This is a genomic window from Mucilaginibacter sp. RCC_168 (assembly GCF_041355315.1).
Classification (GTDB): Bacteria; Bacteroidota; Bacteroidia; order Sphingobacteriales; family Sphingobacteriaceae; genus Mucilaginibacter.
The window spans coordinates 69144-94878 of record NZ_JBFUPN010000005.1 but is presented as its reverse complement, the minus strand read 5'-3'; the positions used below and the strand labels follow the sequence as shown (position 1 = coordinate 94878).

General features: G+C 44.4%; 23 protein-coding genes. 13 read left to right on the top strand and 10 right to left on the bottom strand.

The features are described from left to right. Nucleotides 1-11: 11 nt before the first annotated feature. From AB6735_RS05740 to AB6735_RS05725, 4 genes are all read right to left on the bottom strand, one after another. A complete protein-coding gene (locus AB6735_RS05740; RefSeq protein WP_370994898.1) occupies nt 12-779 on the bottom strand; it encodes a TatD family hydrolase in 768 nt (255 codons plus the stop codon). A gap of 201 nt (nt 780-980) precedes the next feature. After that, entirely contained in the window at nt 981-2018 is a 1038-nt protein-coding gene (locus tag AB6735_RS05735) for an FKBP-type peptidyl-prolyl cis-trans isomerase (RefSeq protein ID WP_370994897.1), read from the bottom strand. Between the two features lie 10 nt (nt 2019-2028). After that, complete coding sequence (locus AB6735_RS05730) at nt 2029-3000, bottom strand: FKBP-type peptidyl-prolyl cis-trans isomerase (RefSeq protein ID WP_370994896.1); 972 nt, start codon at nt 2998-3000, stop codon at nt 2029-2031. Between the two features lie 10 nt (nt 3001-3010). Further along, nucleotides 3011-4021 carry a bifunctional oligoribonuclease/PAP phosphatase NrnA gene (locus tag AB6735_RS05725; RefSeq protein ID WP_370994895.1) on the bottom strand — a complete coding sequence of 337 codons (1011 nt, stop codon included), beginning with the start codon at nt 4019-4021 and terminating at the stop codon, nt 3011-3013. Nucleotides 4022-4144: 123 nt separating this feature from the next. Between AB6735_RS05725 and AB6735_RS05720 the strand changes: the two genes are divergently transcribed. Beyond that, nucleotides 4145-4564 carry a nucleoside-diphosphate kinase gene (locus tag AB6735_RS05720; RefSeq protein WP_370994894.1) on the top strand — a complete coding sequence of 140 codons (420 nt, stop codon included), beginning with the start codon at nt 4145-4147 and terminating at the stop codon, nt 4562-4564. Nucleotides 4565-4730: 166 nt separating this feature from the next. After that, on the top strand, nt 4731-4925 hold the full coding sequence (locus AB6735_RS05715; RefSeq protein ID WP_370994893.1) for a hypothetical protein: 195 nt from the start codon (nt 4731-4733) through the stop codon (nt 4923-4925). Here AB6735_RS05715 and AB6735_RS05710 read toward each other — a convergent pair. After that, nucleotides 4912-5202, bottom strand: coding sequence for a DUF721 domain-containing protein (locus AB6735_RS05710; RefSeq protein WP_370994892.1), 291 nt, complete (start codon nt 5200-5202; stop codon nt 4912-4914). The genes AB6735_RS05715 and AB6735_RS05710 overlap by 14 nt on opposite strands. After that, complete coding sequence (locus AB6735_RS05705; protein WP_370994891.1) at nt 5195-6295, bottom strand: DNA replication/repair protein RecF; 1101 nt, start codon at nt 6293-6295, stop codon at nt 5195-5197. Before AB6735_RS05705 ends, AB6735_RS05710 begins: the two co-directional genes overlap by 8 nt. A 241-nt stretch (nt 6296-6536) precedes the next feature. Here AB6735_RS05705 and AB6735_RS05700 point away from each other — a divergent pair, with 241 nt between their 5' ends. The 6 genes from AB6735_RS05700 to AB6735_RS05675 all read left to right on the top strand — a co-directional run bounded on the left by AB6735_RS05700 (nt 6537) and on the right by AB6735_RS05675 (nt 10994). Then, complete coding sequence (locus tag AB6735_RS05700; RefSeq protein ID WP_370994890.1) at nt 6537-7214, top strand: tol-pal system YbgF family protein; 678 nt, start codon at nt 6537-6539, stop codon at nt 7212-7214. A gap of 171 nt (nt 7215-7385) precedes the next feature. Then, nucleotides 7386-7880: a 6,7-dimethyl-8-ribityllumazine synthase gene (ribH, locus tag AB6735_RS05695; protein WP_090472642.1), complete on the top strand. Its 495-nt coding sequence runs from the start codon at nt 7386-7388 to the stop codon at nt 7878-7880. A gap of 249 nt (nt 7881-8129) precedes the next feature. Further along, nucleotides 8130-8459: a bacillithiol system redox-active protein YtxJ gene (gene ytxJ / locus AB6735_RS05690; protein ID WP_370994889.1), complete on the top strand. Its 330-nt coding sequence runs from the start codon at nt 8130-8132 to the stop codon at nt 8457-8459. Between the two features lie 248 nt (nt 8460-8707). Next, nucleotides 8708-9592 carry a lipoyl synthase gene (gene lipA, locus AB6735_RS05685; RefSeq protein ID WP_370994888.1) on the top strand — a complete coding sequence of 295 codons (885 nt, stop codon included), beginning with the start codon at nt 8708-8710 and terminating at the stop codon, nt 9590-9592. 24 nt (nt 9593-9616) lie between these two features. Then, a complete protein-coding gene (locus AB6735_RS05680; RefSeq protein ID WP_370994887.1) occupies nt 9617-10168 on the top strand; it encodes an RNA polymerase sigma factor in 552 nt (183 codons plus the stop codon). Nucleotides 10169-10172: 4 nt separating this feature from the next. Continuing rightward, nucleotides 10173-10994 carry an anti-sigma factor domain-containing protein gene (locus AB6735_RS05675; RefSeq protein WP_370994886.1) on the top strand — a complete coding sequence of 274 codons (822 nt, stop codon included), beginning with the start codon at nt 10173-10175 and terminating at the stop codon, nt 10992-10994. Nucleotides 10995-11344: 350 nt separating this feature from the next. Here AB6735_RS05675 and AB6735_RS05670 read toward each other — a convergent pair whose 3' ends face one another. The 3 genes from AB6735_RS05670 to AB6735_RS05660 all read right to left on the bottom strand — a co-directional run bounded on the left by AB6735_RS05670 (nt 11345) and on the right by AB6735_RS05660 (nt 14610). Continuing rightward, on the bottom strand, nt 11345-12850 hold the full coding sequence (locus tag AB6735_RS05670) for an NAD(P)H-hydrate dehydratase (protein WP_370994885.1): 1506 nt from the start codon (nt 12848-12850) through the stop codon (nt 11345-11347). Between the two features lie 281 nt (nt 12851-13131). Beyond that, entirely contained in the window at nt 13132-13371 is a 240-nt protein-coding gene (locus AB6735_RS05665; protein ID WP_370994884.1) for a hypothetical protein, read from the bottom strand. 45 nt (nt 13372-13416) lie between these two features. Further along, nucleotides 13417-14610 (bottom strand): anhydro-N-acetylmuramic acid kinase, encoded by a 1194-nt coding sequence (locus AB6735_RS05660; RefSeq protein WP_370994883.1) that lies wholly within the window; start codon nt 14608-14610, stop codon nt 13417-13419. 208 nt (nt 14611-14818) lie between these two features. Here AB6735_RS05660 and nagB point away from each other — a divergent pair, with 208 nt between their 5' ends. From nagB to AB6735_RS05640, 4 genes are all read left to right on the top strand, one after another. Next, nucleotides 14819-16741: a glucosamine-6-phosphate deaminase gene (nagB, locus tag AB6735_RS05655; protein ID WP_370994882.1), complete on the top strand. Its 1923-nt coding sequence runs from the start codon at nt 14819-14821 to the stop codon at nt 16739-16741. Between the two features lie 574 nt (nt 16742-17315). Next, nucleotides 17316-18425, top strand: a complete 1110-nt coding sequence (locus AB6735_RS05650; RefSeq protein WP_370994881.1) for an acyltransferase family protein — start codon at nt 17316-17318, stop codon at nt 18423-18425. A 2-nt stretch (nt 18426-18427) separates the two neighbouring features. Next, nucleotides 18428-18934, top strand: coding sequence for a DUF2059 domain-containing protein (locus AB6735_RS05645; protein ID WP_370994880.1), 507 nt, complete (start codon nt 18428-18430; stop codon nt 18932-18934). A gap of 66 nt (nt 18935-19000) precedes the next feature. Then, nucleotides 19001-21871 (top strand): M16 family metallopeptidase, encoded by a 2871-nt coding sequence (locus tag AB6735_RS05640; protein WP_370994879.1) that lies wholly within the window; start codon nt 19001-19003, stop codon nt 21869-21871. 279 nt (nt 21872-22150) lie between these two features. Here AB6735_RS05640 and AB6735_RS05635 read toward each other — a convergent pair whose 3' ends face one another. After that, nucleotides 22151-22741, bottom strand: coding sequence for a hypothetical protein (locus AB6735_RS05635; protein WP_370994878.1), 591 nt, complete (start codon nt 22739-22741; stop codon nt 22151-22153). A gap of 308 nt (nt 22742-23049) precedes the next feature. On the opposite strand from AB6735_RS05635, the gene AB6735_RS05630 reads away from it, so the two are divergent. After that, a complete protein-coding gene (locus AB6735_RS05630; protein ID WP_370994877.1) occupies nt 23050-25689 on the top strand; it encodes a ligase-associated DNA damage response DEXH box helicase in 2640 nt (879 codons plus the stop codon). Nucleotides 25690-25735: the final 46 nt, after the last annotated feature.

Sequence of the window (25735 nt, the reverse complement as noted above, 5' to 3'; positions counted from 1 at the left end):
AATAAATGTTGTTAAATCCCAAACAGCTGTTTTGAATTTTCAGTGGTTATATCGGCCACCATATCCAAAGTTATTTGGTGCAGCTCCGCCACCTTTTGTGCAATGTAGATCAGGTATGAACTTTCATTAGGCTTGCCGCGGAACGGAACGGGCGTAAGGTACGGAGAATCTGTTTCTAAAACTATATGTTTCAGGTCAATTTCGGCTACAACTTTATCCAAACCCGAATTTTTGTAGGTTACCACCCCGCCTATACCCAGGTAAAAGCCCAGATCTGTTACTTTTTGGGCTTGCTCCAGTGTGCCTGTAAAGCAGTGAAATACACCACGCAGGTTTGCATCCTGTTCCTGTTGCAGCACCTCGTATACCTCGTTAAAGGCATCACGACAGTGGATAACAATAGGGAGTTTAAGACTTTTTGCCCAGTTGATCTGCTGGCGAAAGGCTTCTATCTGCTCATTTAAGGTGGTTTTATCCCAGTACAAGTCGATACCGATCTCACCGATAGCTACAATTTGATGCTGATGGTGCGCCTCCCGGATATCATGAAGTTCCTGCTGCCAGTTTTCCTTTACCGAGCAGGGATGTAAACCCAGCATCGGGAAACATTGACCGGGATACGTTTTTACCAGATCAAACACCAACGGCACGGATTCCCTGTCGACATTGGGCAAAAACAGGCGGCTGATGTTGTTGCTGAGGCAACGTTCCATGAGTGCAGCGCGCTTATCGGCAATGGTTTCGTAATACAGATGGGTATGTGTGTCGGTTAGTACCATAGTGCAAATATAGGTAGTGAATTGGTGAGTAGGGAGTGGTGAGTGGTGAATTGGTGAATTGGTGAATTGGTGAGTAGGGAGGAGTGAGTAATAATTTTTTGCCTGAATCAGAATTTATCTAACTTGTCTCCCATTTTTTTAAACTCACCACTCACCACTCACTACTCACCACTCCCTGCTCCCTGCTCACCACTCACCATCCTAATTTGTCTTTTTTGTGAGGGGCTTTCTGTAAACCCGTTTTTTGGCAGGGTTTATCACACCTGTTTTGGCTGCCGGGGCATGTTTAGCCGGTTTTACCTGTACAAGTTCCACATCAAATATCAATGTGCTGAATGGTGGTATGTCCTGTCCGGCACCTCTATCGCCATAAGCCAGGCTCGATGGGATGATCAATTTTGCTTTTGATCCTTCATTCAGTAGCAGCAAGGCTTCATCCCAACCGGGTATTACCTGTTGCTGACCAAGCACTACACTTATCGGCTTATATTCACGGCCTGGCTGATCTAAACCAGCGCTTTTGGCATCGGCCGCAATGCTGGAGTCAAATACTTTGCCATTCAGTATACGACCGGTATAATTTACCAGTACAGTATCGCCAGATAAAGGCTTACGTTTTACCGATGGTTTGGTAACCACGTATCTTAACCCTGAGCCGGTTGAAATAGTGTTTATTTTATTGGCAGCCAAATAGCTGTTGGCCTCGGTTAACTCTTTATCTTTTCGCTTTTGTCCTTCGGCATTCTTTTCCACAATTGCTTCATTCAGCGATTGGATCTTTTCTATTTTAATAACAAAGGTTAAATAGCTGCCTTTTGGAAAAAACGGAGGGCGGGCCTCTTCATGTCCTTTAAAAACAGAATCGGTAGGTACTTTAACCAGGGCGCTGTCTTTGGCCGCCAGTAAAGGAAATATATCCATCAGATCGCCTACATTTTGCGAGGCTTGTATTTGCGCCTGTACCGGCTTACCCGTTTTATAAGTGCTGTACAATAATGAATCCTTATCTGTAGTTTGGATAAAGTTAAAAGTGATCACATCATCTTTCTTTGCTTTTGGGCCCGTATTATTGGTAAATATTTTATACAAGGCACCATTAGCTGTCTTTTTCAAATCGGTGGTTTGCTGGGCACTTGCGCTCACGGTAAATAGCGCAAGTAATGGCAGCAGAAAATAAATTGGATGTTTCATAATAACAAAAAAAGCCTTTTTGCCCGAAAGCAAAAAGGCTGTGTTCAATTTCTTTTAATTATTTAGTTGGCGGCGGTGTTAATTGCGGTACAACCGGTTTTGGTGCATTAGGGTTTGGTTTAACCACGTTTACCATTTCCATTTCAAACACCAGTGGAGTGTATGGGCCAATTGGACCAACTCCCTGATCTTTATAAGCCAAGTCAGATGGGATAATGAATATCGCTTTAGCCCCTTTGTTTAACAATTGCAAGCCTTCATCCCAGCCTGGTATTACTTTAGCCTGGCCAACAGGGATGCGGATAGGAGCAAACTGGCGCATAGGGTCAACTGGTATTTTGGCTTTGGTTGCCTCTTCTTTAATACTGGTATCAAATACTTTACCGTTAACCAATTTGCCGGTATAGTTAACTACCGCGGTATCGCCAACAGCTGGTTTTTCGCCGGTGCCCGGATTGGTAATTACATATTGTAAGCCCGATGCGGTTTTGGTTAATGTAAGGTGATGATCTGCAATATATTTTTTGATCTTAGCCGGTTCTTGCGTTTTTACAGCTTCGCTTTGAGATTTGGCATAATCCCTTATACGACCTTCAAAAACTTCTTGGTTAAGGTTACCCTTAGCTATTACTTTTTCAATTTTTATCTGGTATACGATATACTTGCTTTTAAAGCCCGGAGGACGTTGTTGACCACGTTTAAATATCGAATCGGCTACTACTTTAAATGTCGCGCTATCTCCTTCACCCAACATTCTAACCCCTGCAATAAGCAGATCGCCTTTTGCCTGTTCTTTGGTAGGCATTGGTGTTTTTATCGGCTGACCATTTTCGTAAGTGCTGTTTAATATAGAGTCTCCATCGGTTTTAATTACCATATTAAAAAATAAGTAATCGCCGTCTTTAATTTTGGCACCGCCTTTAGAAGAATGAATATTATAAAGCAAGCCGCCATCGCCCTGCTTAAATCCACTGTTGCAACTTGCTAAACCGATAGCCGCAAGAGACAATAACATCAATTTTCTTTTCATTTTTACTGTTTTACTGTATTAATAGTTTTTTATATTCTGGTAATATTAGTTTAAATTGTTGTACAACCTGTTCGAGGCTATCCTCAGAGTGACCACCGGCAGCATTACGGTGACCGCCACCACTAAAGTATTTTTTAACGATCTCATTAGCCGGAAACTCTCCTTTGGAACGCAGCGAAAGTTTTACCTTGTCGCGTCGTTCTACAATAAATGCCGCCAGGCGTATGCTGGCCATGGATAAAGCGTAATTTACAACACCTTCCGTATCTCCGGTATCAACGTCATATTTTTCAAGATCGTCTTTACTTACCGCGATAATAGCGGTATTATATTCGGGTAATACTTCAAGGCAACTGTCAAGACAATGCCCCAGGAACCTGAGCCGGTTTTCAGAAGCGCTATTATAAACCAGCTCATGGATCCGCCAGTTAACCGCGCCCGCATCAATCAGGTCGGCTACTATACGGTGTACGGTTGAGGTGGTATTGGGTAGCCTGAATGATGCCGAATCGGTCATGATGCCGGTATACAGGCAGGTAGCTACATCCTTATTAATTAGTTCGGGATGCTGCAGCTCATTCACAATAAAATCATAAATAAGCTGGGCGGTAGCACATGCGTTGATATTCCAGTGCCTGTAATCGTCAAAATCCTCGGGTTCCAGGTGATGATCGATCATGATCTTGTAAGCGCTGCTTTGGCCCACCAACTCACCCATTTGATTGATCCTGCCCAAGGCGTTAAAATCAAGGCAAAATACCATGTCCGCATCAGCAATAAGCGTTGCCGACTGTTCCTGATGTTCGGTATAAATAATAACCTCCTCGTTGCCGGGCATCCAGCTCAAAAAATCGGGATAATCTGTAGGGGTGATCACCTTGGCATGGTGCCCTTGCTGTATCAGATAATTATATAGCCCTAACGACGAGCCCATCGCATCACCATCAGGTTTATGATGGGTAGTGATCACTATTTTTTGAGGCTGTGCTAAAAGTTCTTTAAGCGAGGCTAAGTCTAACATCAATTTTAAAAAAGAGTTGCAAAGCTAAATAAATAAATTAAATACAAACCATCTAATTTAATTCAAAACGCTTTATGTTACAGATGTAAAAACCTATTTTTGCGCCAATTTTAAAAAGTAAAAATGAAAACCAACAGAACTTTTACCATGATAAAGCCAGATGCGGTAGCAAACGGCCACATTGGTGCGATTATAGACAAGATCACGAAGAGCGGATTCAAGATCATCGCCCTTAAATATACCTCATTGAGCCCCGAAAAAGCCGGTCAGTTTTATGAAGTGCATAAAGAACGCCCTTTTTATAAAGACCTTGTTAGCTTTATGTCATCGGGCCCTATCGTAGCCGCCATTTTAGAGAAAGACAATGCTATTGAAGATTTCCGTAAACTGATCGGCGCTACCGATCCGGCTAAAGCGGAAGAGGGAACTATCCGTAACCTGTTTGCCAAATCAATTGATGCAAACGCCGTTCACGGATCTGACTCTGATGAGAATGCAGCGTTAGAAGGTAATTTCTTCTTTTCGGCTTTCGAAAGATTTTAACTCTTAGATAATTTGCCGGTGTAATTCAGTTAATTGCACCGGTAAATGTTATTTTTTTGTTCTGTTTTGGTATATGTTTTGTAGATTTACCTTACAGGGTTAATATTTTGGTTTTGTTTATTTCACCCTGAATTAATAACCCTGGTAATTTTTAAAGTTATACAGTATGAAACTATTTCTGAAATGTATCATATACCTGTTACTCGTTGTGTGCCTGGCAGCAGCTTCTATCCTGTTATATAAAGCCCACCCCGAGGTTCAACTGGCTTTTATTATTCCGGGCATATTCATTTTTGCCTACTCCATGATTAGTGATGACATTGGCGTAAAGCACAAGCTTCGTTTTTCTAAAGGAAAATAATTTCCTCAACCAGTACCCCGTTTGCTTTTTCGTTTATCTTGTCCATGATCTGGGCACGCATCATCATGAGTTCGTTTTTGATCACAGATGATTCTATACGCAGAAACAATTTTTTATCGCGGATAAATAGCTCTTTGGTTCTGTTAGCTACGGGCTTCCCCACCAGCTCGGGCCAGGCAGCCACCACGGCAGTTTCATCAAAGCGGCGTTTAATTTTATAAACGTTCAGCATTTGGTCAATAGCATCCTTTAACGATTTGTCATTTGCTTTACGCATCAATTACCCCTCCTGTTACTTTAAATAGTTTTACCTCTACGTTTATTCGCTGAAAAATGTCCTGCACGCGATTTACGCTGGTATCAGTGATAAATACTTGTCCAAAATCGTTATTGGATACCATTTTCATCAGCTTGGTAACACGCCCGTCATCCAACTTATCAAAAATATCATCCAGCAGCAGTAGGGGTTTAAATCCTTTTTGCTGATATAAAAATGTATACTGTGCCAGTTTAAGCGCAATTAAAAACGATTTTTGCTGCCCTTGTGACCCGAATTTTTTCATTGACATGCCATGAATACCAAATTGCAGGTCGTCCTTATGTATGCCCACGGTGGTACGCTCCAGCGCCCGGTCGCGTTCCACATTCTTTTTTAACAAAGCCGCGAAATTGTCCTGCAACAGTTGTGATTCATAAACCAGCTCAACGCGCTCGGCCCCATCACTTAAAAAACCATAATGACTGTTAAAAATAGCGGTAAAGCTTTCCATAAAAGCTTTCCGTCTTTCAAATATACGGTTACCGGAATTCGCCAGCTGTTCATCAAGCACCTCCAGCAAACTGGGGTCATAGCGACCGGTATCGGCAATTAATTTTAACAACGCGTTACGGTTGGCCAGTACCTTATTGTAGGTGATCAGCTCGTCCAGGTAATGGTTATCAGTTTGAGATATTACATTATCAATAAACTTGCGGCGCTCCTCACTGCCTTCGGTAATAATACTGGTATCGTACGGCGAGATCATCACCAGTGGCAATAACCCAATGTGATCAGCCAGGCGCTGATAGTCCTTTTTATTCCGTTTAAACTGTTTTTTCTGATTCCGCTTAACAGAACAGGCCACCGCCTCGGTTTGCTCGTTTTTATTAAAAACGCCGGTAATGATAAAAAAGTCCTCATCCTGTTTTATCTGCTGGCTGTCAATCGGGTTAAAATAACTTTTACATAACGAAAGGTAATGAATAGCATCCAACAGATTGGTTTTGCCAGCACCATTGTTACCGGTAAAGGCATTCACCCCCGCGCTAAAGGTAAGCTCGGCCTCCTGGTAATTTTTAAAATTGATGACTGACAGTTGCTGCAAATACATAACGGGGAGGCAAAGTTAGGGAATTAGTTCATTAGTTCACTTGTATCATTGGTTCATTAGTTTGTCCAAACAAGAATTTATTTGTTGTCCGCTAATACAAACCCATGTCTTTTTTACCCATAAAAACCGATGAACTGTTGAACAAATGAACTATAAAACCATCTCCATAAAGATTTAATACAAAAGCTATTGTCAGAAATTTTGAAAACCGTAACTTTGCACACTTAATTTTAGAACAACAATGTCAAAAACCCAGGCGAACACCAAAGCTGCAGCACCAGAAAGTAATTTTGGACAAAGCGGAAATTTCGTGCGCGAGAATCAAAAAAGCCTATTATTTATAGGTGGGGCCATCATTGCCCTTATTGCTATTTATCTTTTATATCTGAAATTATATTTAGGTCCGCGCGAAGTTCAGGCTGCCGATCAGATGCATGTTGCGCAGGATTTTTGGGCTAAAAAAGATTGGGACAAAGCTATAAAAGGCGATGCCAGCTATCCGGGTTTTGAAAAGATCATTGCCGAGTACAGCAATACCAAAGCCGCTAACCTGGCTTATTTTTACTTAGGTACCGCTTATTTAAACAAAGGCGAATACCGTAAAGCCCTTGATAACCTGAACAACTATCGCGGTGACGACAGCATGGTAGCTGCAGAAGCACTGGGCAGCGCGGGTGATGCTTATGTAGAGCTAAAAGATTATGATAAAGCAGCCTCATCATTTAACAAAGCTGTTGATAAAGCGAAAAATAAATTTTTATCGCCACTTTACTTAAAAAAATTAGGCTTAGTTTACGAAGAGCAAAAAGACAATAAATCGGCTACCGAGGCTTACAAAAGGATAAAAACAGAATATCCTGAAAGCGCCGAAGCACAAAATATTGACGAGTATATAGCTCGCGCCGAAGCGAAACAATAATTTTCGATTTCGGATTTCGGATGTTCGATTTCGGATTTATTGACTTGTAAAAGGCCTTTAAGTCCAGAATCGAACATTTTTTGTTTTATACTTGGAAGCAAATCCGAAATCGAACATCCGAAATCCGAAATATAGATAAATCGAACATCCGAATTCCGAAATCAAGAAATCATGGCTACACAGCTTAAAAACCTATCTGATTTTTCAAATACCGAGATCCCGTCTGCAAAGCCATACCGCTTTGGTATCGTAGTAGCCGAATGGAACGCCGAAATTACCAATGCGCTTTATCAGGGTGCCTATCAAAGCCTGGTAAATAATGGCGCCCTGCCCGAAAATATTGTGGTATACCCGGTACCCGGCAGCTTTGAGCTTACCTCGGGCGCCGATCTGTTGTTGAAAAAAGGCGGACTGGAAGCGGTAATATGCCTGGGCTGTGTGATACAGGGCGAAACCCGTCATTTTGATTTTATTTGTAATGCTGTAGCAAATGGCGTAAGTAATGTTGCTATAAAATATTCAAAACCTGTTATATTTGGTGTATTAACCACCGATAACCAGCAGCAGGCTATTGACCGTGCCGGTGGTAAACATGGTAACAAAGGCGATGAGGCTGCTATTACAGCTATAAAAATGGCACATCTTGCCGAAACATTAAACAACTGATCAACGTAAAAACCTGTATCAATTAATACGATGAAAAAAATTATTTACATAGCGTTTATAGCCCTGGCGGTTGGCTGCATCATCTCATCATGCTCCAATAAACTATGCCCGGCTTATGGTTCATATCCTAAAAGCGGTCGTTAACAGGTAATTGTCATTTTTTATTTTCGCTTAAAGCTATAGGGAGTTTTTTGTGTTATTTTGTAAGTTAGTTTTACTTATAGCACTGTACACTATATCATTATCTTTATGAATTGGATTTCGTTGGAGTCGGCAGATCAATTGAATAGCATTAAACAGCACCAGGGCTACAGCCTGATATTTAAACATAGCACCCGCTGTTCCATCAGCATGATGGCCAAAAAACGTTTTGAACTGGACTGGGAAGATCTTCCGGAAGACATGCCCCTTTATTTCCTGGATCTCATCAGTTATCGTGATCTGTCAAAACAAGTAGCCGAAATTTTCCAGGTACACCACGAATCGCCGCAGTTGCTGCTGATCAAAGACGGTGAATGCGTGCTTGATCAATCACATGGCCAGATCTCGGTTGATGAAGCCCTGTCGGTTTTAAATTAGCAAAGAATTTTAGGAAATAGTATCGGAGGCTTCTCCCCGCGCGTCATTGCGAGGTACGAAGCAATCCCTATGCTATACAGAGCGACTCTGAAAATCGGGGATTGCTTCGTACCTCGCAATGACGTGATGGTTTTAATTCTTGTTTCCTGATTCTTGTCTCTTGATTCTGATCCCCCTATTATAATTTATTCGTAAAACTTGCGCTGTAGCCCATAAAGGGTTATTTGGTTTTTAACTACATTTGCATCATGATTGAATTACCGGTAGTTCCTGCTGTGAGCCAACAACCACAACGTAAGCCTGATTGGCTTAGGGTTAAGCTTCCCATTGGAAAAGAGTATACGCATGTACGTGGTTTGGTTGATGAGCATAAGCTGCATACCATCTGCGAAAGTGGTAATTGCCCCAATATGGGCGAGTGCTGGGGAGCCGGTACTGCTACCTTCATGATATTGGGTAATATTTGCACCCGTTCCTGCTCATTTTGTGCCGTAGCAACCGGCAGACCATTAGCCGTTGATGTAGACGAACCAAACCGTGTAGCTACTTCGGTAAAACTAATGCAGGTAAAACACTGTGTGATTACCTCTGTCGACCGTGACGATTTAAAAGACGGCGGATCCATAATCTGGGCCGAAACCATTAACGCTATACGCCGCGAAAGCCCTGATACTACATTAGAAACTTTATTGCCTGATTTTAGGGGTAATTGGGATAACCTGGCACGTGTGCTGGAAACCCGCCCCGAGGTAGTATCGCATAACCTGGAAACTGTACGCCGCCTTACTAAGGAGGTACGCATCCAGGCCAAGTACGATCGTAGCCTGGAAGCGTTAAAACATGTATCAGAAGCTGGTTTACGCACCAAATCGGGCATTATGCTGGGTTTAGGCGAAACCGAAGATGATATTTTAGAGGCCATGGACGATCTGTTGGCGGCCGGCGTACACATACTTACTTTAGGCCAGTACTTACAGCCAACACGTAACCACCACCCCGTAATTGACTGGATACACCCTGATCAATTTGCCCGCTTAAAACAATTTGGATTAGATAAAGGTTTCAAATACGTAGAGAGCGGCCCATTGGTACGTTCATCCTATCATGCAGAAAAGCATCTGTTTGATATGTGATAATTCCTTTATATATTCACACTGTTGAGTAAGAAACATAAAATATCGCTGACCGAAGAGCAGTTGGTTCTTTCATTGAGAAATCATGAAAAAATAGCTATTGAGGCTTTATATGATATGTATTCTGCTTCACTGTTCGGCGTAATTTCACGTATTGTTATTGATACCGCCATTGCCGAAGATGTTTTACAGGAAACTTTTGTAAAGATCTGGCACTCCTTCTCCAGCTATAACACCGAAAAAGGCCGCTTATTTACCTGGATGGTAAATATCGCGCGTAACCTGGCTATAGATAAGATCAGATCAAAGGATTTTAAAAACCAGCATAAAAACCAGGAGATTGAAAATACCGTAAATTCTATTGATGAACAAAACAGTACAGTTTACAAGCCTGAGTTAATGGGTATTAAAGATTTGGTTGATACATTAAAGCCTGAACAAAAATCAATAATCGATCTGGTGTATTTTAAAGGTTACACGCATGTGGAAGCTGCTGATGAGTTAGGCGTTCCGCTGGGTACCATTAAAACGCGGTTGCGCATGGGTATACAGCAACTCAGAAAACATTTTAATTGAAGTAGTGGAAGATATAAGAGCATATATTGAATCGGGGATATTGGAACTTTACGTTTTGGGGGATGTAAGCCCCGACGAAAGGTTACAAGTAGAAGAGATGGCCCAAAAGCATCCTGCCGTGAAAGCGGAACTGGATGAAATTGAGCGCTCCCTGGAATCATATGCTCTGGAAAATGCCGTTGAACCATCAGAAAATTTACGTAGCCGGGTAATGGGCAGTATCCTCACCAATTTTGGCGACGATAATAACTTCCCGGAAAAGTCACACTCAGTTAATCATAAAGTGGTTGAGCTAACCGCCCGTAAAGAAACCAATTTTTATAAATATGCCTTTGCGGCCAGTTTGGCCTTGTTAATAGCCAGTACCATTGCTTTGGTAAGCGTTTACTCGCGGTTGCAGCAATCCAACAACCAATTGGAGGCTATACAGGTGCAAAACCAGCATTTCAGCAATCGTGTAAACTTAATGGACAAGGAACTGGGCATTTTTCGCGACCCATCTTTTAAACTATTAAAACTACAGGGAACAGCCAAAACTCCAGCCTCGGTTGTAACAGTGGCATTTAGCGCGGTCAGGAAAAAAGTGATGATAGATATGGGTAATGTCAAACTGCCGGAGAATGATAAAGACCACCAATACCAGCTTTGGGCATTGGTAGGCGGAAAACCGGTTGACCTTGGTGTTTTTGACGCCAAAAACGATTCGACAGGTATGAAGGAGATGAAGTCGATTGCGCTTGCAGATGCTTTTGCCGTAACCCTTGAACCCAAAGGCGGCAGCATAAACCCTACCATGGATCAAATGGTGGTTCTGGGTAAATTCTGATCCTCGTTATCCTTCCGTTTTATTGCATTTATCATACTATGGCTCCTGTAGCCCCTTCGCAGTTTAACAAATTTTAACACATTTTTTAACTCATTTTAAGCTGTTTCTGGTTACTTTTGTAAACAAACCAGTACCTTATTATGTTATTTAACAATTATTTAACCAAAATCCACACAAATTATTTGTTTTTTTGTAACTATTAGGGTAGTTAGTGCGTCTTATGTATAGTTAGATCGAAAAACCTGACGAATATCATAAATCTAACACCATAAATTTGAGTATTTAGTTCTTTATAAGATCAGTTAATAGTTAATCAAAAACGGTTGTATCAATACTTGCAACCGTTTTTTTTATGCTATTAATTTGGCCATGGTTATTGGCAATTGCGCGGTGAGCTTACCCGGCAAAACCACATTCAACCTATTTGGCAAGGCCAATTCATCGCCGGCTTTGCCGTGTATATAGATACTGATAAGGCAGGCTTGTAAAGGCGTATATTTTTGAGCCAGCAGAGCCGCAATGATCCCGGTTAACACATCGCCCATACCGCCCGATGCCATAGCCGCATTACCTGATGAATTAAAGTAAGCCTGCCCCTCTGGCGAAAGGGTTATGGTATAATCATTCTTTAATACAATATGAAGATTTAGCTTTTTAGCCTGCTCTATACCTGTTTGCAACCGCTGCCACCAGTTTTTATGCTCACCAAACAAACGATCAAACTCTTTCATATGGGGTGTTAGCACACTCCCTTCCGGTAATTTTTTCAATAGCTCCGGATGTTCTGCCAACAAATTAAGGGCGTCGGCATCAACAACGATAGGCTTTTTATGGTTTTTGATTACGGCTGATAGTAATTCAAGTGCATCATCACCCTTACCCAAACCAGGTCCAATGGCTATCGAACTAAATTTATCCCATTCTATTTGGGGCAGGTTATTTTCATTACGCACGATGGCCATAATCTCCGGCAGATAACTGTTCAGGGCAGTAAGGCCGCTTTCGGGAACACAAGCTGTGATGAGACCTGCGCCCGCATGTACCGCGGCAGAAGCGGATAGTAGTGCCGCCCCCATGGTTTTGGCCTGCCCGGCTATGATAAGGGCATGTCCGTAAGTACCTTTGTTGCTAAAATGCCGCCGTGGTTTCAGCCAGGTCTTCACATCCTTTTCCTCTATAAACAGGTAAGGCGAGTTTATAGACTGTACATATTTTTCGTCGATACCAATATTTACCGCTTCCCAGCAATGAATATACTGGGCTGACTCAGGCAGCAAAAAATTGATCCGGGGTTGCTGAAAGGTGATCACCAGATCGGCTTCAATGGCTGTGGCATCCGCTTGTATCTCTCCGTCGCAGAAAAGCCCTGTGGGTACATCAACAGCCACCACTGTTTTGTTTAGGGCATTGATATGCTTAACCAGCCGCTCATAATCGCCGGTAAGTGGTTTGTTCAATCCGCTGCCTAAAAGGGCATCGATAATGATGGCGCTGCTTTCATCCGGCAACTCATCGTCTTTATTTATTTCGCTTATCGGGATATCGGTCTGCTTTAAGCGCATCAAGTTAATATCAAAATCGGCAGAAGTTTTATCGCTGAAACGCACAATTTTGACAGTCAGTTTTTTATACTGATGCTGATGGAGTATGCGTGCAATAGCCAATCCGTCGCCGCCATTATTGCCCGTGCCACAATAAAAACTGATCGATTGTTTTTTATCCGGAAAATGATTGATGAACCAGCCCACAAATGCTTTAGAAGCCCGCTCCATCAGATCGACAGAGGAGATGGGCTCATGGGCAATGGTATAGGCATCAGCCTGGCGTATTTGGTCGGCAACTAATAAAGACAACATATAATTCTAAAGTAAGGAATTATATGTTTTGTTTTTGTAAAGAATGATTTTCAAATCTGGGTATCAAAATGAATATCAAAAGCCAATTAAGGCTAAAGCCTTATAGGTTTCTATTTGTAATCCGTTGGCTAAAGCCAAACGGCAATGATAAATATAAGGGGCTTAAATATTTCCATTCATTGCCGTCCCTATTTATGGGACGGATGGAGGAGGTAAAAGGCGGCTTTAGCCAAACCCTCAAAAGATAACTTCTTTATAAGCAGAATCAAGCACAATTTTCATTAATGCTTTTTGGCGGGACTACGAAAATGTGTTTTACTTAATTGGTCATAACCTTGCTCGGTAATATTCTCTTTATTCTCCCAGTTTTCCAAGGTTTCGTCTAATCGCTTTGACAATAATTTCACGGCCAAACGTCTGATCTCTGCAAAATCAGCTTCAGGTAGGGGCTTTTCTAATAGCCTCAACATCAATACCTGTTGTTCATTTAAAGCATCCGACGATAATTCCTTCGCTCCCATAATTCAAATATAACGAATTCATTAGTAATATTTTGCTTTACAAGTTTAATGCGCAAAGCTAAACTTACCCATCAACACAGCAGGATTATTACCAATGGTCATAGGTTCGCCGCACAGGGCCTCGTTACCCAGCAGGGCAAATAGTATAGCTTCTTTTGCATCGGGATTAATCCCCAGGCTGCCGGTATCGGCAATAAGGGTATCGGCTAATGCCTGTTTTAAATAATTAACCACAAAAGGGTTTCGGGCACCGCCTCCGCTTATAAATACATGCAGATCATGGGCCGTGATATTTGTCCGGATAAAATGCTCGATAGCTACCGCGGTAAACATGCTTAGCGTACTTATCAGATCTTCGTTTTTAATATGCTCTGTACCTGTACGCAACTGGGCCTGCTCCACATAAGTTAAACCAAATAATTCGGGTCCCGTAGTTTTAGGAGCTGCTTCCTCAAAAAAAGCATGATTGAGCAATGCTCTGAGCAAGTCTTCGTTTATCTTACCGCTATAGGCAATAGCCGAATCTTTATCGTACGCCGTGTTAAAATATTTACGACATGCCGCATCAATCAATGTATTCCCGGGACCGATATCTGTACATAAGATTTGAGTAGCATCGCCGTCCGCAGGCAGATAGGTGAGATTGGCTATCCCCCCTATATTTAATAATATCCGGTTTTCACCGGGCTTACTGCCTAACAGCACATCGCCATATAAAGCCAAAGGCGCACCTTCGCCACCGGCGGCAATATGTTTCTGTCTGAAATCGCTGATGGTTAATATCCCGGTTTTTACCGCCAGGTGGTCACCATCGCCAATTTGCAGGGTGGCGTTGGGATAATTGACCCGGTGATGCAGCCGTTGGGGCGCATGATAAATAGTTTGCCCGTGACTGGCTATAAAATCAACCGAACCTGCATCTATTCCCCAGCCGGCCAGCGCTTCCAAAACCAGTTGGCCATGATAGTTACCTATAAAAGCATTCAGTAAAGTTACCTGTTCGAGGTCTGTCGTTTTGCGGGCAAAAACCTGCTGCACTTCATCCTTAAAACTTTGCTGATAAGGTATAGTAACAAATTGCAATAGCTCGAACTGGGTTTGCAGGCCACTACCGGTAAAACTGCACAAAGCAATGTCCAACCCATCCAGTGAAGTGCCCGACATGAGACCAATACCCATTTTTTTATTTTTTTTGGCGATATGGAACAGCTGCTGCAGATTTTGATTGAACGGTAACATGGCTTTAAATTACAATTTGTTGCGGGGCTTTGCAAAAGTTAAATTAATAAGCGGCCGCATCTCAACCCTTCTGCATCCCGATAGCTATCGGGAGATGGACTTTACACAAACGTTTGCGAATCAAAGTAAGAGAAATTAATACCCTCACTACATAAATATCTGATATATTTGTTTTGGAACAAGCATATAAACTTATTAATACTGATACATGGCCCGATTAAATTTATTGGAAGAGACCCGGTACGAGAAGCTGCCGGTAAGCGTTTATGGAACCCAGCAACAAGCCTCGGTAGCGGTGGCTGCCCGCATTGCCACGCTCATCCGCGACAAACAATCGCGCGGTGAAAAAGCCGTGCTCGGTTTGGCTACCGGTGTTACCCCCATCGGTGTGTATACAGAACTGGTTCGGCTGCACAGGGAGGAGGGGCTGTCTTTCCGTGACGTGATCACTTTCAATCTCGATGAGTATTATCCCATGAAACCTGACGCGGCCCAAAGCTATGTTACTTTCATGTATGAAAACCTCTTCAGCCATGTAGATATCGATAAAGCCAATGTGCACATCCCCAATGGTACTTTGGATAAAGATGATGTGGTGGCTTTCTGCTTAAACTATGAGCGCCAGATCGAAGAATTGGGTGGCCTGGATCTCCAGATCCTGGGTATCGGCCGTACCGGTCACATCGGTTTTAATGAGCCGGGATCGGCTCCTAACTCGGGTACCCGTTTAGTGACCCTGGATGACCTGACCCGCAGTGATGCCGCCCGTGATTTTGGCGGCAAGGCCAACGTGCCTACCAAAGCCATTACCATGGGTATCGGTACTATTTTTAAGGCCCGTGAAATTATCCTGATGGCCTGGAGCAAGAAAAAAGCGCCGATCATCAAAAAAGCCGTGGAAGGTGAAATGTCTGGCGAGGTGCCGGCTACCTACCTGCAATTGTCAGACCATGTAGAATTTGTACTGGATGAAGCCGCGGCTTCTGAACTCACCCGTTTTGATACCCCATGGCTGGTTAAAGATTGTTCATGGGAGGATAATATATTGAAGAAGAAAGCGGTGATCTGGCTGGCGGATACCATCGGTAAACCGGTATTAAAACTGACCGAGGAAGATTACAACAACCACGGTATGGCGCAGCTGGCCGTGGAACAGGGCCCGGTATACAACATCAACATTGATATTTTTAACCAGATTCAGCATACCATTACCGGCTGGCCTGGTGGCAAGCCTGATGCGGATGATTCACAGCGTCCCGAGCGGGCTTTGCCTGCCAAAAAGCGCTCGATCATTTTCTCACCCCACCCGGATGATGATGTGATCTCGATGGGTGGTACATTTATCCGTTTGGTAGACCAGGGGCATGATGTGCATGTGGCTTACCAAACCTCGGGTAATACCGCCGTTTGGGATGATGATGTGTTACGGTACATGGAGTTTGCCATTGATTTTACCCATTCTATCGGTGAAGATCCTGGTCACCTGAAAAAACTGTATGAAGAGATGCGGGCTTTCTTTCCGCAGAAACAGCCTAACCAAATCGATACCCAGGAGATCCGCAATGTAAAAGGTTTCATCCGCAAGACCGAAGCTATCTCGGGTGCCCGTTACGCGGGTTTGCAAGATGACCACATCCATTTTATGGCTTTGCCTTTTTACGAAACAGGCAAGACCAAGAAAAACGCCGTGGGCGAGGAAGATATCTTGTTAACCATTGAATTGTTACAAAAAGTAAAACCACAGCAGATCTTTGCTGCAGGTGATTTTGCCGACCCGAATGGTACGCATTTGGTTTGCTTCAACATTATCCTGGCTGCTTTGGCCCGCCTGAAAGGTAAGGAAGCATGGGTGGATGATTGCTGGTTATGGATGTACCGTGGTGCATGGCACGAGTTTGAAACCTATGAAATTGAAATGGCCGTGCCGCTTTCGCCACAGGAGGTGATCCGTAAGCGCAATGCCATTTTTAAACATCAGTCGCAAAAAGACCGTCCGGTTTTCCCGGGTGATGATGCCAGGGAATTCTGGGTGAGGGCCGAGGACCGTACCCGTGACACTGCCCAGCGTTATGACCGCCTCGGACTCGCTGAGTATGAAGCCATGGAGGCGTTTAAGCGTTATATATTTTAGGTTATACGTTTGACGTGGTAGACAAACAATATGTCATTTGCGAGCGGAGCGTGGCAATCTCTTCGCGTTTATATGCACCCATCGGCTGTGTCTTCACAGCCGATTTGTTTACCAATTGAAATAGTAGCCTGTGAGGACACAGGCAACGGGAATAAAAAAGCCTAGGTATGTGCGACTCCCTCCCTCTTGAGGGGAATAGCCCATGAAAAGACAGCATCTATACTAATTCAAGAGGTGTAGCCCCTAATGGGGCAAAAAACCTTTTGGTTCTATTTCTACAAATATGTAGTCCCTACGGGACATGAAATACAGCCACATTTGCAGCTTAAATTGTTGCTCTATGTCCCGTGGGGACTACATATTTGTAGAAAATAATTGTAAAAATTTGGTGTGCCCCGTAGCGGGCTACCCCTCCTGTCATTTGATGGGCTATTACTCTTGGGAGGGGCAGGGAGGGGTTTCGTTAAGCATATGGTTCAATCGCTTGTATAAACCCCTCCCTGCCTTTACACTCAGACCAACGCACCCCTCCTGTGGGGAGGGAATTAAGAATAAACGTATAACGTAAAACCCAATGACCGCCACGCAAATCAAAAACCCCAGACTCCTCTCCCTTGACGTTTTCCGGGGCGCTACCATCGCTGCCATGATCCTGGTAAATGACCCGGGTGATTGGGGACATATATATGCTCCGCTGGAACACTCCAAATGGGATGGTTGTACACCTACCGACCTGGTGTTTCCTTTCTTCCTGTTTATGGTGGGGGTATCTGTGGTATATGCTATGGAAAGCAAAAAAGCTACCGTACCGCATGGTAAACTGTTATTGAATGCCTTGCGCCGTACTGCTATCCTGATCGCTATTCCATGGATCACACAATTGATCTTTCATCCGGATGGAGGATTGGCTCATTTACGCCTGCCGGGCGTTTTGCCGCGTATCGCGCTGGTTTATTTTATCTGTACCATCCTTTACCTCAAAACATCGCAAAAAACACGCGACTGGATATTTGCCCTCGCACTCATCGGTTATTTTATCATCATGACCTGCATACCGGTACCCGGCGTAGGTTATGCCAACCTGAAACCAGAAACCAATATGGGTGCCTGGATTGATCGCCTGGTGTTTGGTCCCAACCATCTCTGGCGCGAATCGCATACCTGGGATCCCGAAGGTTTGCTTGGCACCATACCAGCCCTGGCTACAGGCTTATTTGGTATACGGGTTGGTAGCTGGTTAAAACGTAAAGACCGCGACGATAATGTTAAAGTAAGCTGGATGTTTACTTATGGCGTAATTGCCGTTGTGCTGGGCCTGATCTGGGACCTGTTTTTCCCTATCAACAAAGCGCTGTGGACCAGCTCATTTGTATTATACACCGGCGGACTGGCCACTATTGCCCTTACCCTGTGTTATTGGCTTATTGATGTGCAGGGACGTAAACGGTTCACTTACTTTTTTGTGGTTTTTGGCGCTAATGCCATTACCGCCTATGTATTATCCGGTTATATCCCGCATTATATGGGGATGATCAAAATTGGCGGGGTATCCATTTATCAAACCTTATTTGTACCTTTCTTTTCGCCTATCAACGCTTCGCTGGCCAGCGCTATATTTACAGTAGCTATCCTGTGGCTGGTGATGTGGGTGTTCTATATCAAAAAGATCTTTATCAAAATATAATCATGAAATTAAAACTCAACCTTATCATCCTTACGGCAACTGTTTTTCTGTTTGCCACTCATTTAAAAGCGCAAACTACTTCTCCCGATTTTAAACCATCGCACCTGAAGGCTGCCGAGCAATATTTGATAGCTACGGGAGTGAGCGCTCAATTTGGCGATATATTAAATAAAATGGTAGATGCCTCAAGCGCACAGATACCCGAGGCAAACCGGGCATCATACGTGAAAGTAATGAACGCTTTTATGGCTAAATACTTCACCTGGGATGCCCTGAAAGATCGACTTGACAAAACCTATGCGGCTGAATTTACCGAGGATGAGCTTAAACAATTAACTGCTTTTTATAGTACCCCGCTCGGAAAAAAAGTGAGTGTTAAATCCCCAATTCTGATACAAAAGGGGATGTTATTGGGGCAACAAGCAGTTGCCGATCATCGCCCCGAGCTGGAGCAAATGATGAAGGATGCGTTTCAGGCCGACGCAGCTCCGGCCCAAAAGAATAATTAACATTTAGTAACTTGTAACTAAGAATTTCGTTTTGCATCTTAGCATTATATATCCCATTCAAATTATATGAATTTAAACCTAAAGCTTTCTGCAGTTGCCCTGGCAGTGATCATCAGCTCGGGAAGCGCCATAGCACAAGTAAAGAAAAAGCCGGCCGCATCGACAAAAAACAAACCAGCTGCAGCACAAGCCGCTGCTAAAGGTAACACCTTGCCCGTTGATGATCAGGTGATCATCGGTAAGTTGCCTAATGGCTTAACTTATTACATCCGTAAAAATGTAGAGCCCAAGAACAAGGCCGAACTATACCTGGTAAATAAAGCAGGATCGGTTTTGGAAACTGACGATCAGCAGGGTCTTGCCCACTTTACCGAGCATATGGCTTTTAACGGTACCCGCGATTTCCCGAAAAATGCCATGGTTGATTATCTGCAAAAATCTGGCGTAAAATTTGGCGCCGACCTGAATGCCTATACCTCCTTTAATGAAACCGTATACCAGCTGCCTATCCCTTCGGATACGGTTAAGATATTTGAGAACGGTTTTAAAATACTCGCCAACTGGGCCGGCTATGTAAGCTTTGACCCCAGCGAAATTGATAAAGAACGCGGCGTGGTATTGGAAGAAGAGCGCCTGCGCGGTAAAAACGCGCAGGAGCGTTTACAGCTGCAAACTTTACCAGTGCTGCTGAATAATTCGCGCTATGCCCTGCGTTTGCCTATCGGTAAAGAGGATATTCTGAAAAATTTTAAACCGGAAACCATCAAAAGCTTTTATCACGACTGGTACCGCCCCGATCTGCAGGCGGTGATAGCCGTGGGCGATTTTGATCCTAAACGGGTAGAAGAACTCATCAAACAAAACTTTTCGCAGCTGCAAAACCCGGCCGGCGAAAAAGCACGCACCAAATATACCGTACCGCCAACACCTGGCACCGCGGTTAAAATAGCTACTGATAAAGAGTTTCCGTACACGCTTGCCCAGATCATTGTAAAACATCCCGGAACGCCTACCAAAACCACTACCGATTATATGCAGCAAATACGCGAGCAACTGTTTAACCAGATGCTCAATGCGCGTTTAGGTGAGCTTAAGCAAAAGCCTAATCCGCCGTTTTTGTATGGCGCTTCCAGTTATGGTGGCTTTATTGGCGAACAGGACGCGTTTACGTCTATAGCCGTATCTAAACCTGGCGAATTGGAGGCCGCGGTAAAAGCCGTTGTTGCCGAAACTGAACGCGCCCGCAAATTTGGCTTTACCCTAACCGAACTTGAACGCGCCAAACAGGATGCTTTGGTAGGGATAGGCAATGCTTATAAAGAACGCGATAAAACCCGCTCAGTAAATTTTGTAAGGGAGTACCAGCAAAACTTTTTAACCGGCGAAGCTATTCCCGGTATTAACTTTGAATACAATTTTTATATCAATAACATAGGCAAAATAACCCTTGCCGAAATGAATGCCCTTACCGGCAAATTCATCAGTGACCAAAACCGGGTGGTGATTGTGGAAGGACCAGATAAGGATAAAGACAAACTGCCCGACGAAAAAACCATATTACAATGGATAGCGTCAGCCGGACAAAATGTAACCGCTTATGTGGATAATGTATCGTCTGATCCACTGATCAGCAAGCTTCCTGATGGTACCAACGTGGTTAACGAAGTAAAGGATGAGGCCATTGGTACAACTACCCTTACCTTAGGCAACGGGGTGAAAGTGGTTTTAAAACCTACCGATTTCCGTAACGATCAGATCCTGATCAACGGCTACTCCTTTGGTGGTACATCATTGGCTAACGATGATGATTTTACTTCGGCCAATTTAGCTGCTCCAATAGTAAGCAGCAGTGGTATTGCCCAGTTTAACCAGGGCCAGCTGGATAAAAAGCTTGCCGGTAAAAATGTAAATATTTCGCCTTATATCAGCGAGTATGCGCAGGGTATCAACGGTAATTCGTCGCCGGCAGATTTTGAAACGGCTATGCAGCTTATTTACCTGTATTTTACACAGCCACGTAAGGACAAGGATATCTGGCAATCGCAAATCGATCAAACCCGGTCGCTACTGGCCAACCGCGGTCTCGATCCCGTAAATGTATTCCAGGATACCGTGTCGGCTGTTTTGAGCAACCATAATTTCAGGTCGATGGTAACCACTATCGATAGGTTAAACAAGGCTACCCTGGATAAGGCTTATGCGTTTTACAAAAGCAGTTTTGCCGATGCCAGAGGATTCACCTTTACCCTGGTCGGCAATTTCAATGTCGAAACCATTAAACCATACCTAACCCATTACCTGGGCGGTTTGCCATCAACCAACAGCAATACCACTTATAAGGACCTGGGAATCCATCCGCCGGCAGGCATCATCAACACTACGGTAAATAAAGGCGTGGGTGAAAAAAGCAGTGTGCAGCTGGTTTTTAGCGGCGATTATGAGTATAATGATGCCAACAACCTGCAAATGGACGCGCTGGAAGAAGTATTAAATATTAAGTTGATAGAGCGCTTACGCGAGCAGGAAAGCGGTGTATACTCACCAGGGGTACGTGCCTCTTACCGTAAAATTCCGGGTGGAAGGTACAGCATCTCGGTTTACTTTGGTTGCGCTCCTGAAAATGTAGATAAGCTGATCAATGCCACCATCGAAGAAATTGGCAAGATCAAACAGAACGGCGCCCAGCCAACAGACATCCAGAAGTTTGTGGCTAAAGAAGCCCGTTCAACACAAGAACAGCTGAAAGAAAACTTTTTCTGGGCAAGCTATCTGGCCTCCTCGTTGCAAAACAAAGAGAACCCAGACCAGATCCTGAACCACGTAAGCAGCCTGGACCAGGTAACCGTACAAAGCACCAAAGATGCTGCCAACAAATATCTGAGCGGTAAAAACTACATCAAACTGGTATTAATGCCCGAGAAAACTGAAAAGAAATAATTTCTATCAGGGATATAATTAAAAACGCCCCGCCGGTCAACCCGGCGGGGCGTTTTTATTGTAGCTTCTTTATTTCTCATGCTCTTTACCATACATAAAAAGCATGTCATTTCGATAGAGCACGGGCCGGCATGAACGTTGTGCGAAAGAGAAATCTTTTGCTGTGAAAAAAGTCCAAATTGCTTGTCAAAGAAGATTTCTCCTCGTACCTTCGAAATGACAAACATGCGAAAGAACTTTTTAAGAGAGGTTTATATGTCCGATAATATTGCTAAGTTCTCAATGCATATTTAAATAAGCAACGGATGTATCGTGTAGCTGGTGAACCACTACGCCTACGCATTTATCGGCGGCATCTATTTCAAAAGATATCCCTTTATCCAGATCGGTATAAACCTGCACTTTGCCATCCTTATTTTTATAGTCGCTGGTTGGTTTCAGGTTATAGCTTTTTTTAATCTCGGCAAGGCTGCTGCCAACGCCCAGTCCTCCTGCTGTTTTATACTCCGGCGAATTAACCAGTACCTTCTGTATGCGGCTAATGATCTCATCCTTATCACCCATTTTACGGTGCGCAAATACGCTGGTACGATAACCACCGGCTTTGTGCCATACCATTAGCGAACTTCCCATGGCCGCATCCGAGCTATCGGGTCGGCCCAATAGCTGGCTTACATTGGCCACATCCTCGCTTAATACTATGTCACCAATGCTTCTGCCCGGGGTAATCAGTTTATTGGTTATAGCGGTTTGGGCTTTAGCCGTATCGGCAGTTTGCGCCGTGGTATCAGCGTTGCTTTGTTTTTGCGCCGGCTGTTTACAGGCAAATAAGGCGGCGCAGCATAATAATAGTATGGTATTCTTCATCATGTTTTTATAACGGTATTATATTTATATTGTTGGGTAGCTTGATATATGTATAAGAAAATTTCGTGGTAGCATGCCGTCAAACGACTCACCCCGTCTTCGCTTCGCTTGACGACCCTCTCTGCCGCAAGCGGCAAAGAGGGTGAAAAATTATTATTTTTATTCTTTCATGTTTTCAAATCCCCTATTTCCGCTAAAGGCGAAGAGAGGGTGACCAAGCGTAGCGATGGGCGGTGAGTCGACTATACGACAAATTATTTGATTCCTATCTGATACCTAACCAAATTAACATTAATTTGTTGAACAAATAAATGACATTCAAAGGCCAACAGGTTATACAGCAATGGTACAGGCAAAAAAACTGGCAGCAATTTCCCTTTCAGCAGGAAATGGAGACAGCGTACCTTTCGGGCTACTCCGGTTTGCTCAACGCGCCTACCGGCAGCGGCAAAACCTTCGCGCTATTCCTGCCCTTCCTGGCCGGGTTCATCAACCAGCATCCTGATACCTATACTACCCAGAAAAATAACGGCCTGCTCATGCTGTGGATAACGCCACTGCGCGCGCTCACCAACGATATCCGCAAGGCTATGCAGGAAGCCTGCGACGAAATTGGTCTGCCCTGGCACATCGCCACCCGCACCGGCGATACCCCCGCCGCCGAAAAACAGGCCCTCAAGAAAAAACTACCCGAAGTACTGCTCACTACTCCCGAAAGCCTGCACTTAATGTTGGCACAAAAGGAGTATCCTAAAATGTTTGCCGGCTTACAGGTTGTTGTGATTGACGAATGGCACGAACTCCTGGGCACCAAACGCGGCGTACAGGTGGAGCTGGGATTGTCAAAGTTGAAAGTTTTGGCTGCGGGGAACAGGGAGCGAGGTGCGGGAAATGAAAATAAAACTGCATGGAAAAACTCCGACTCAAACCTCGCGCCTCGTTCCCCCGGCCTCGAACCCGACTCCCCGAACCTCCGCACCCCGCTTCGCATCTGGGGTATCAGCGCTACAATCGGCAACCTGGAGCAGGCCGCCGAAGTTTTGTTAGGTAATGATTTCCCGCCGAGGCGTATCAAAATGGTGCGGGCCAATTTGGATAAAAAACTGGATATCCGGTCTATTATTCCGGAAAATGTCGAGAATTATTCCTGGTCGGGGCACATCGGTTTAAAGCTGCTGCCCGAAGTGATGGAGATTGTGGCGCGCAGCAAAACCACGCTCATATTTACCAATACCCGGTCACAATCCGAGATCTGGTACCATGCTATTTTGGATAATTACCCCGAGTATGCGGGTATCATGGCCATGCATCACGGCTCGCTGGATAACGAACTGCGCAACTGGGTAGAACAGGCCCTGCATGCCGAAGCTTTAAAACTGGTAGTATGTACCTCCAGTTTGGACCTTGGGGTCGATTTTCGCCCGGTTGATACCGTGGTTCAGGTAGGCAGCCCCAAAGGTGTAGCCCGTTTTATGCAGCGCGCCGGCCGGAGCGGTCACCATCCCGGTGCGGTATCAAGGGCCTATTTTGTACCTACCCATTCGCTGGAACTGCTGGAAGGCGCCGCCCTGAAAGAGGCCATCAGAAAAGGTATTTTTGAAAGCCGCGACCCCATGCTGCTCACTATGGATGTGCTGATCCAATATATGGTTACCCTGGCTGTATCCGATGGATTCAGGGCAGAAGAATTGTTCGAAGAAATAAAAACCACCTACGCCTTTGCTGATCTTACCCGAAATGAGTTTGGCCAGCTGCTTGATTTTATCACCATCGGCGGCAAAACGCTGGCCCAGTACGATGAGTTTTTAAAGGTGGAGGTAGAGAATGGCCTGTACAAAGTAAACAGCCGGCGCGTGGCCATGCGCCACCGCCTCAGTATCGGCACTATTACCAGCGATCTCAGCATACGTGTAAAATGGCTCAGCGGCGGTAGCTTGGGCACTATCGAAGAATCATTTATATCCCGATTGAAACCCGGTAACACGTTCTGGTTCGCAGGGCGCAGCCTGGAATTTATCCGGGTAAAAGAAATGACAGCCTATGTTAAAAAATCAAACTCCACCAAGGGCATTATCCCCAGCTGGAACGGTGGGCGCATGCCCTTATCATCGCAATTGGCTGCTGTATTTAGGGATAAGCTGGATGAGGTAGCGCATGGGGTAGAAAAGGACGAAGAAGTGATCGCCCTTAAACCACTTTTCGATCTGCAGCAGCAGCTTTCGCACCTGCCCCAGAGTCATGAGTTTTTGATCGAGTCGTTCAAATCGCGCGAAGGGCACCACCTGTTGTTTTATCCTTTTGAAGGGCGATTGGTACATGAGGGTATGGCATCGCTGCTGGCCTTTCGCATCAGCAAAATAAAACCTGCCAGCTTCTCCATCGCCATGAACGATTATGGCTTTGAACTGCTGACCGATGAAGATGTGCCCATTGAACAGGTGCTGGAAGATGCCGGCTTTTTTTCGATAGATAACCTGCTGGATGATATCCAGCACAGCCTCAACGCTAACGAAATGGCCCGCCGGCGTTTCAGGGATATCGCCCATATCGGCGGGCTGGTATTTACCGGTTACCCCGGCCAGCCTGTAAAAAACAGGCACCTGCAGGCATCCACATCGTTACTGTTTGAAGTGTTTTCTGAGTATGAGCCCAACAACCTGCTGGTACGACAAGCTTACAACGAAGCATTGGCCTTTCAGTTAGAAGAGTTTAGGCTAAGGGCAGCCCTGCAGCGCATCGCCACCCAAAATATCATCCTCAAAACTATCGAACGGCCAACGCCATTCGCGTTCCCTATCATGGTTGATAGCTTGGGCCGTGAACGGCTCACCACCGAAACACTCGAAGAACGTATCGCCAAAATGGCCCGCAACTATGGCGCTGAAGGTTTTGCAGAACCGTCCGAACGGAAAACCCGAAAGCCTGGAATTACAAGGAAGAAGGGGTTTTAGAGGTTAAAAAAAATACAGGTCATTATTATAAGCAATAGCCGGGCAA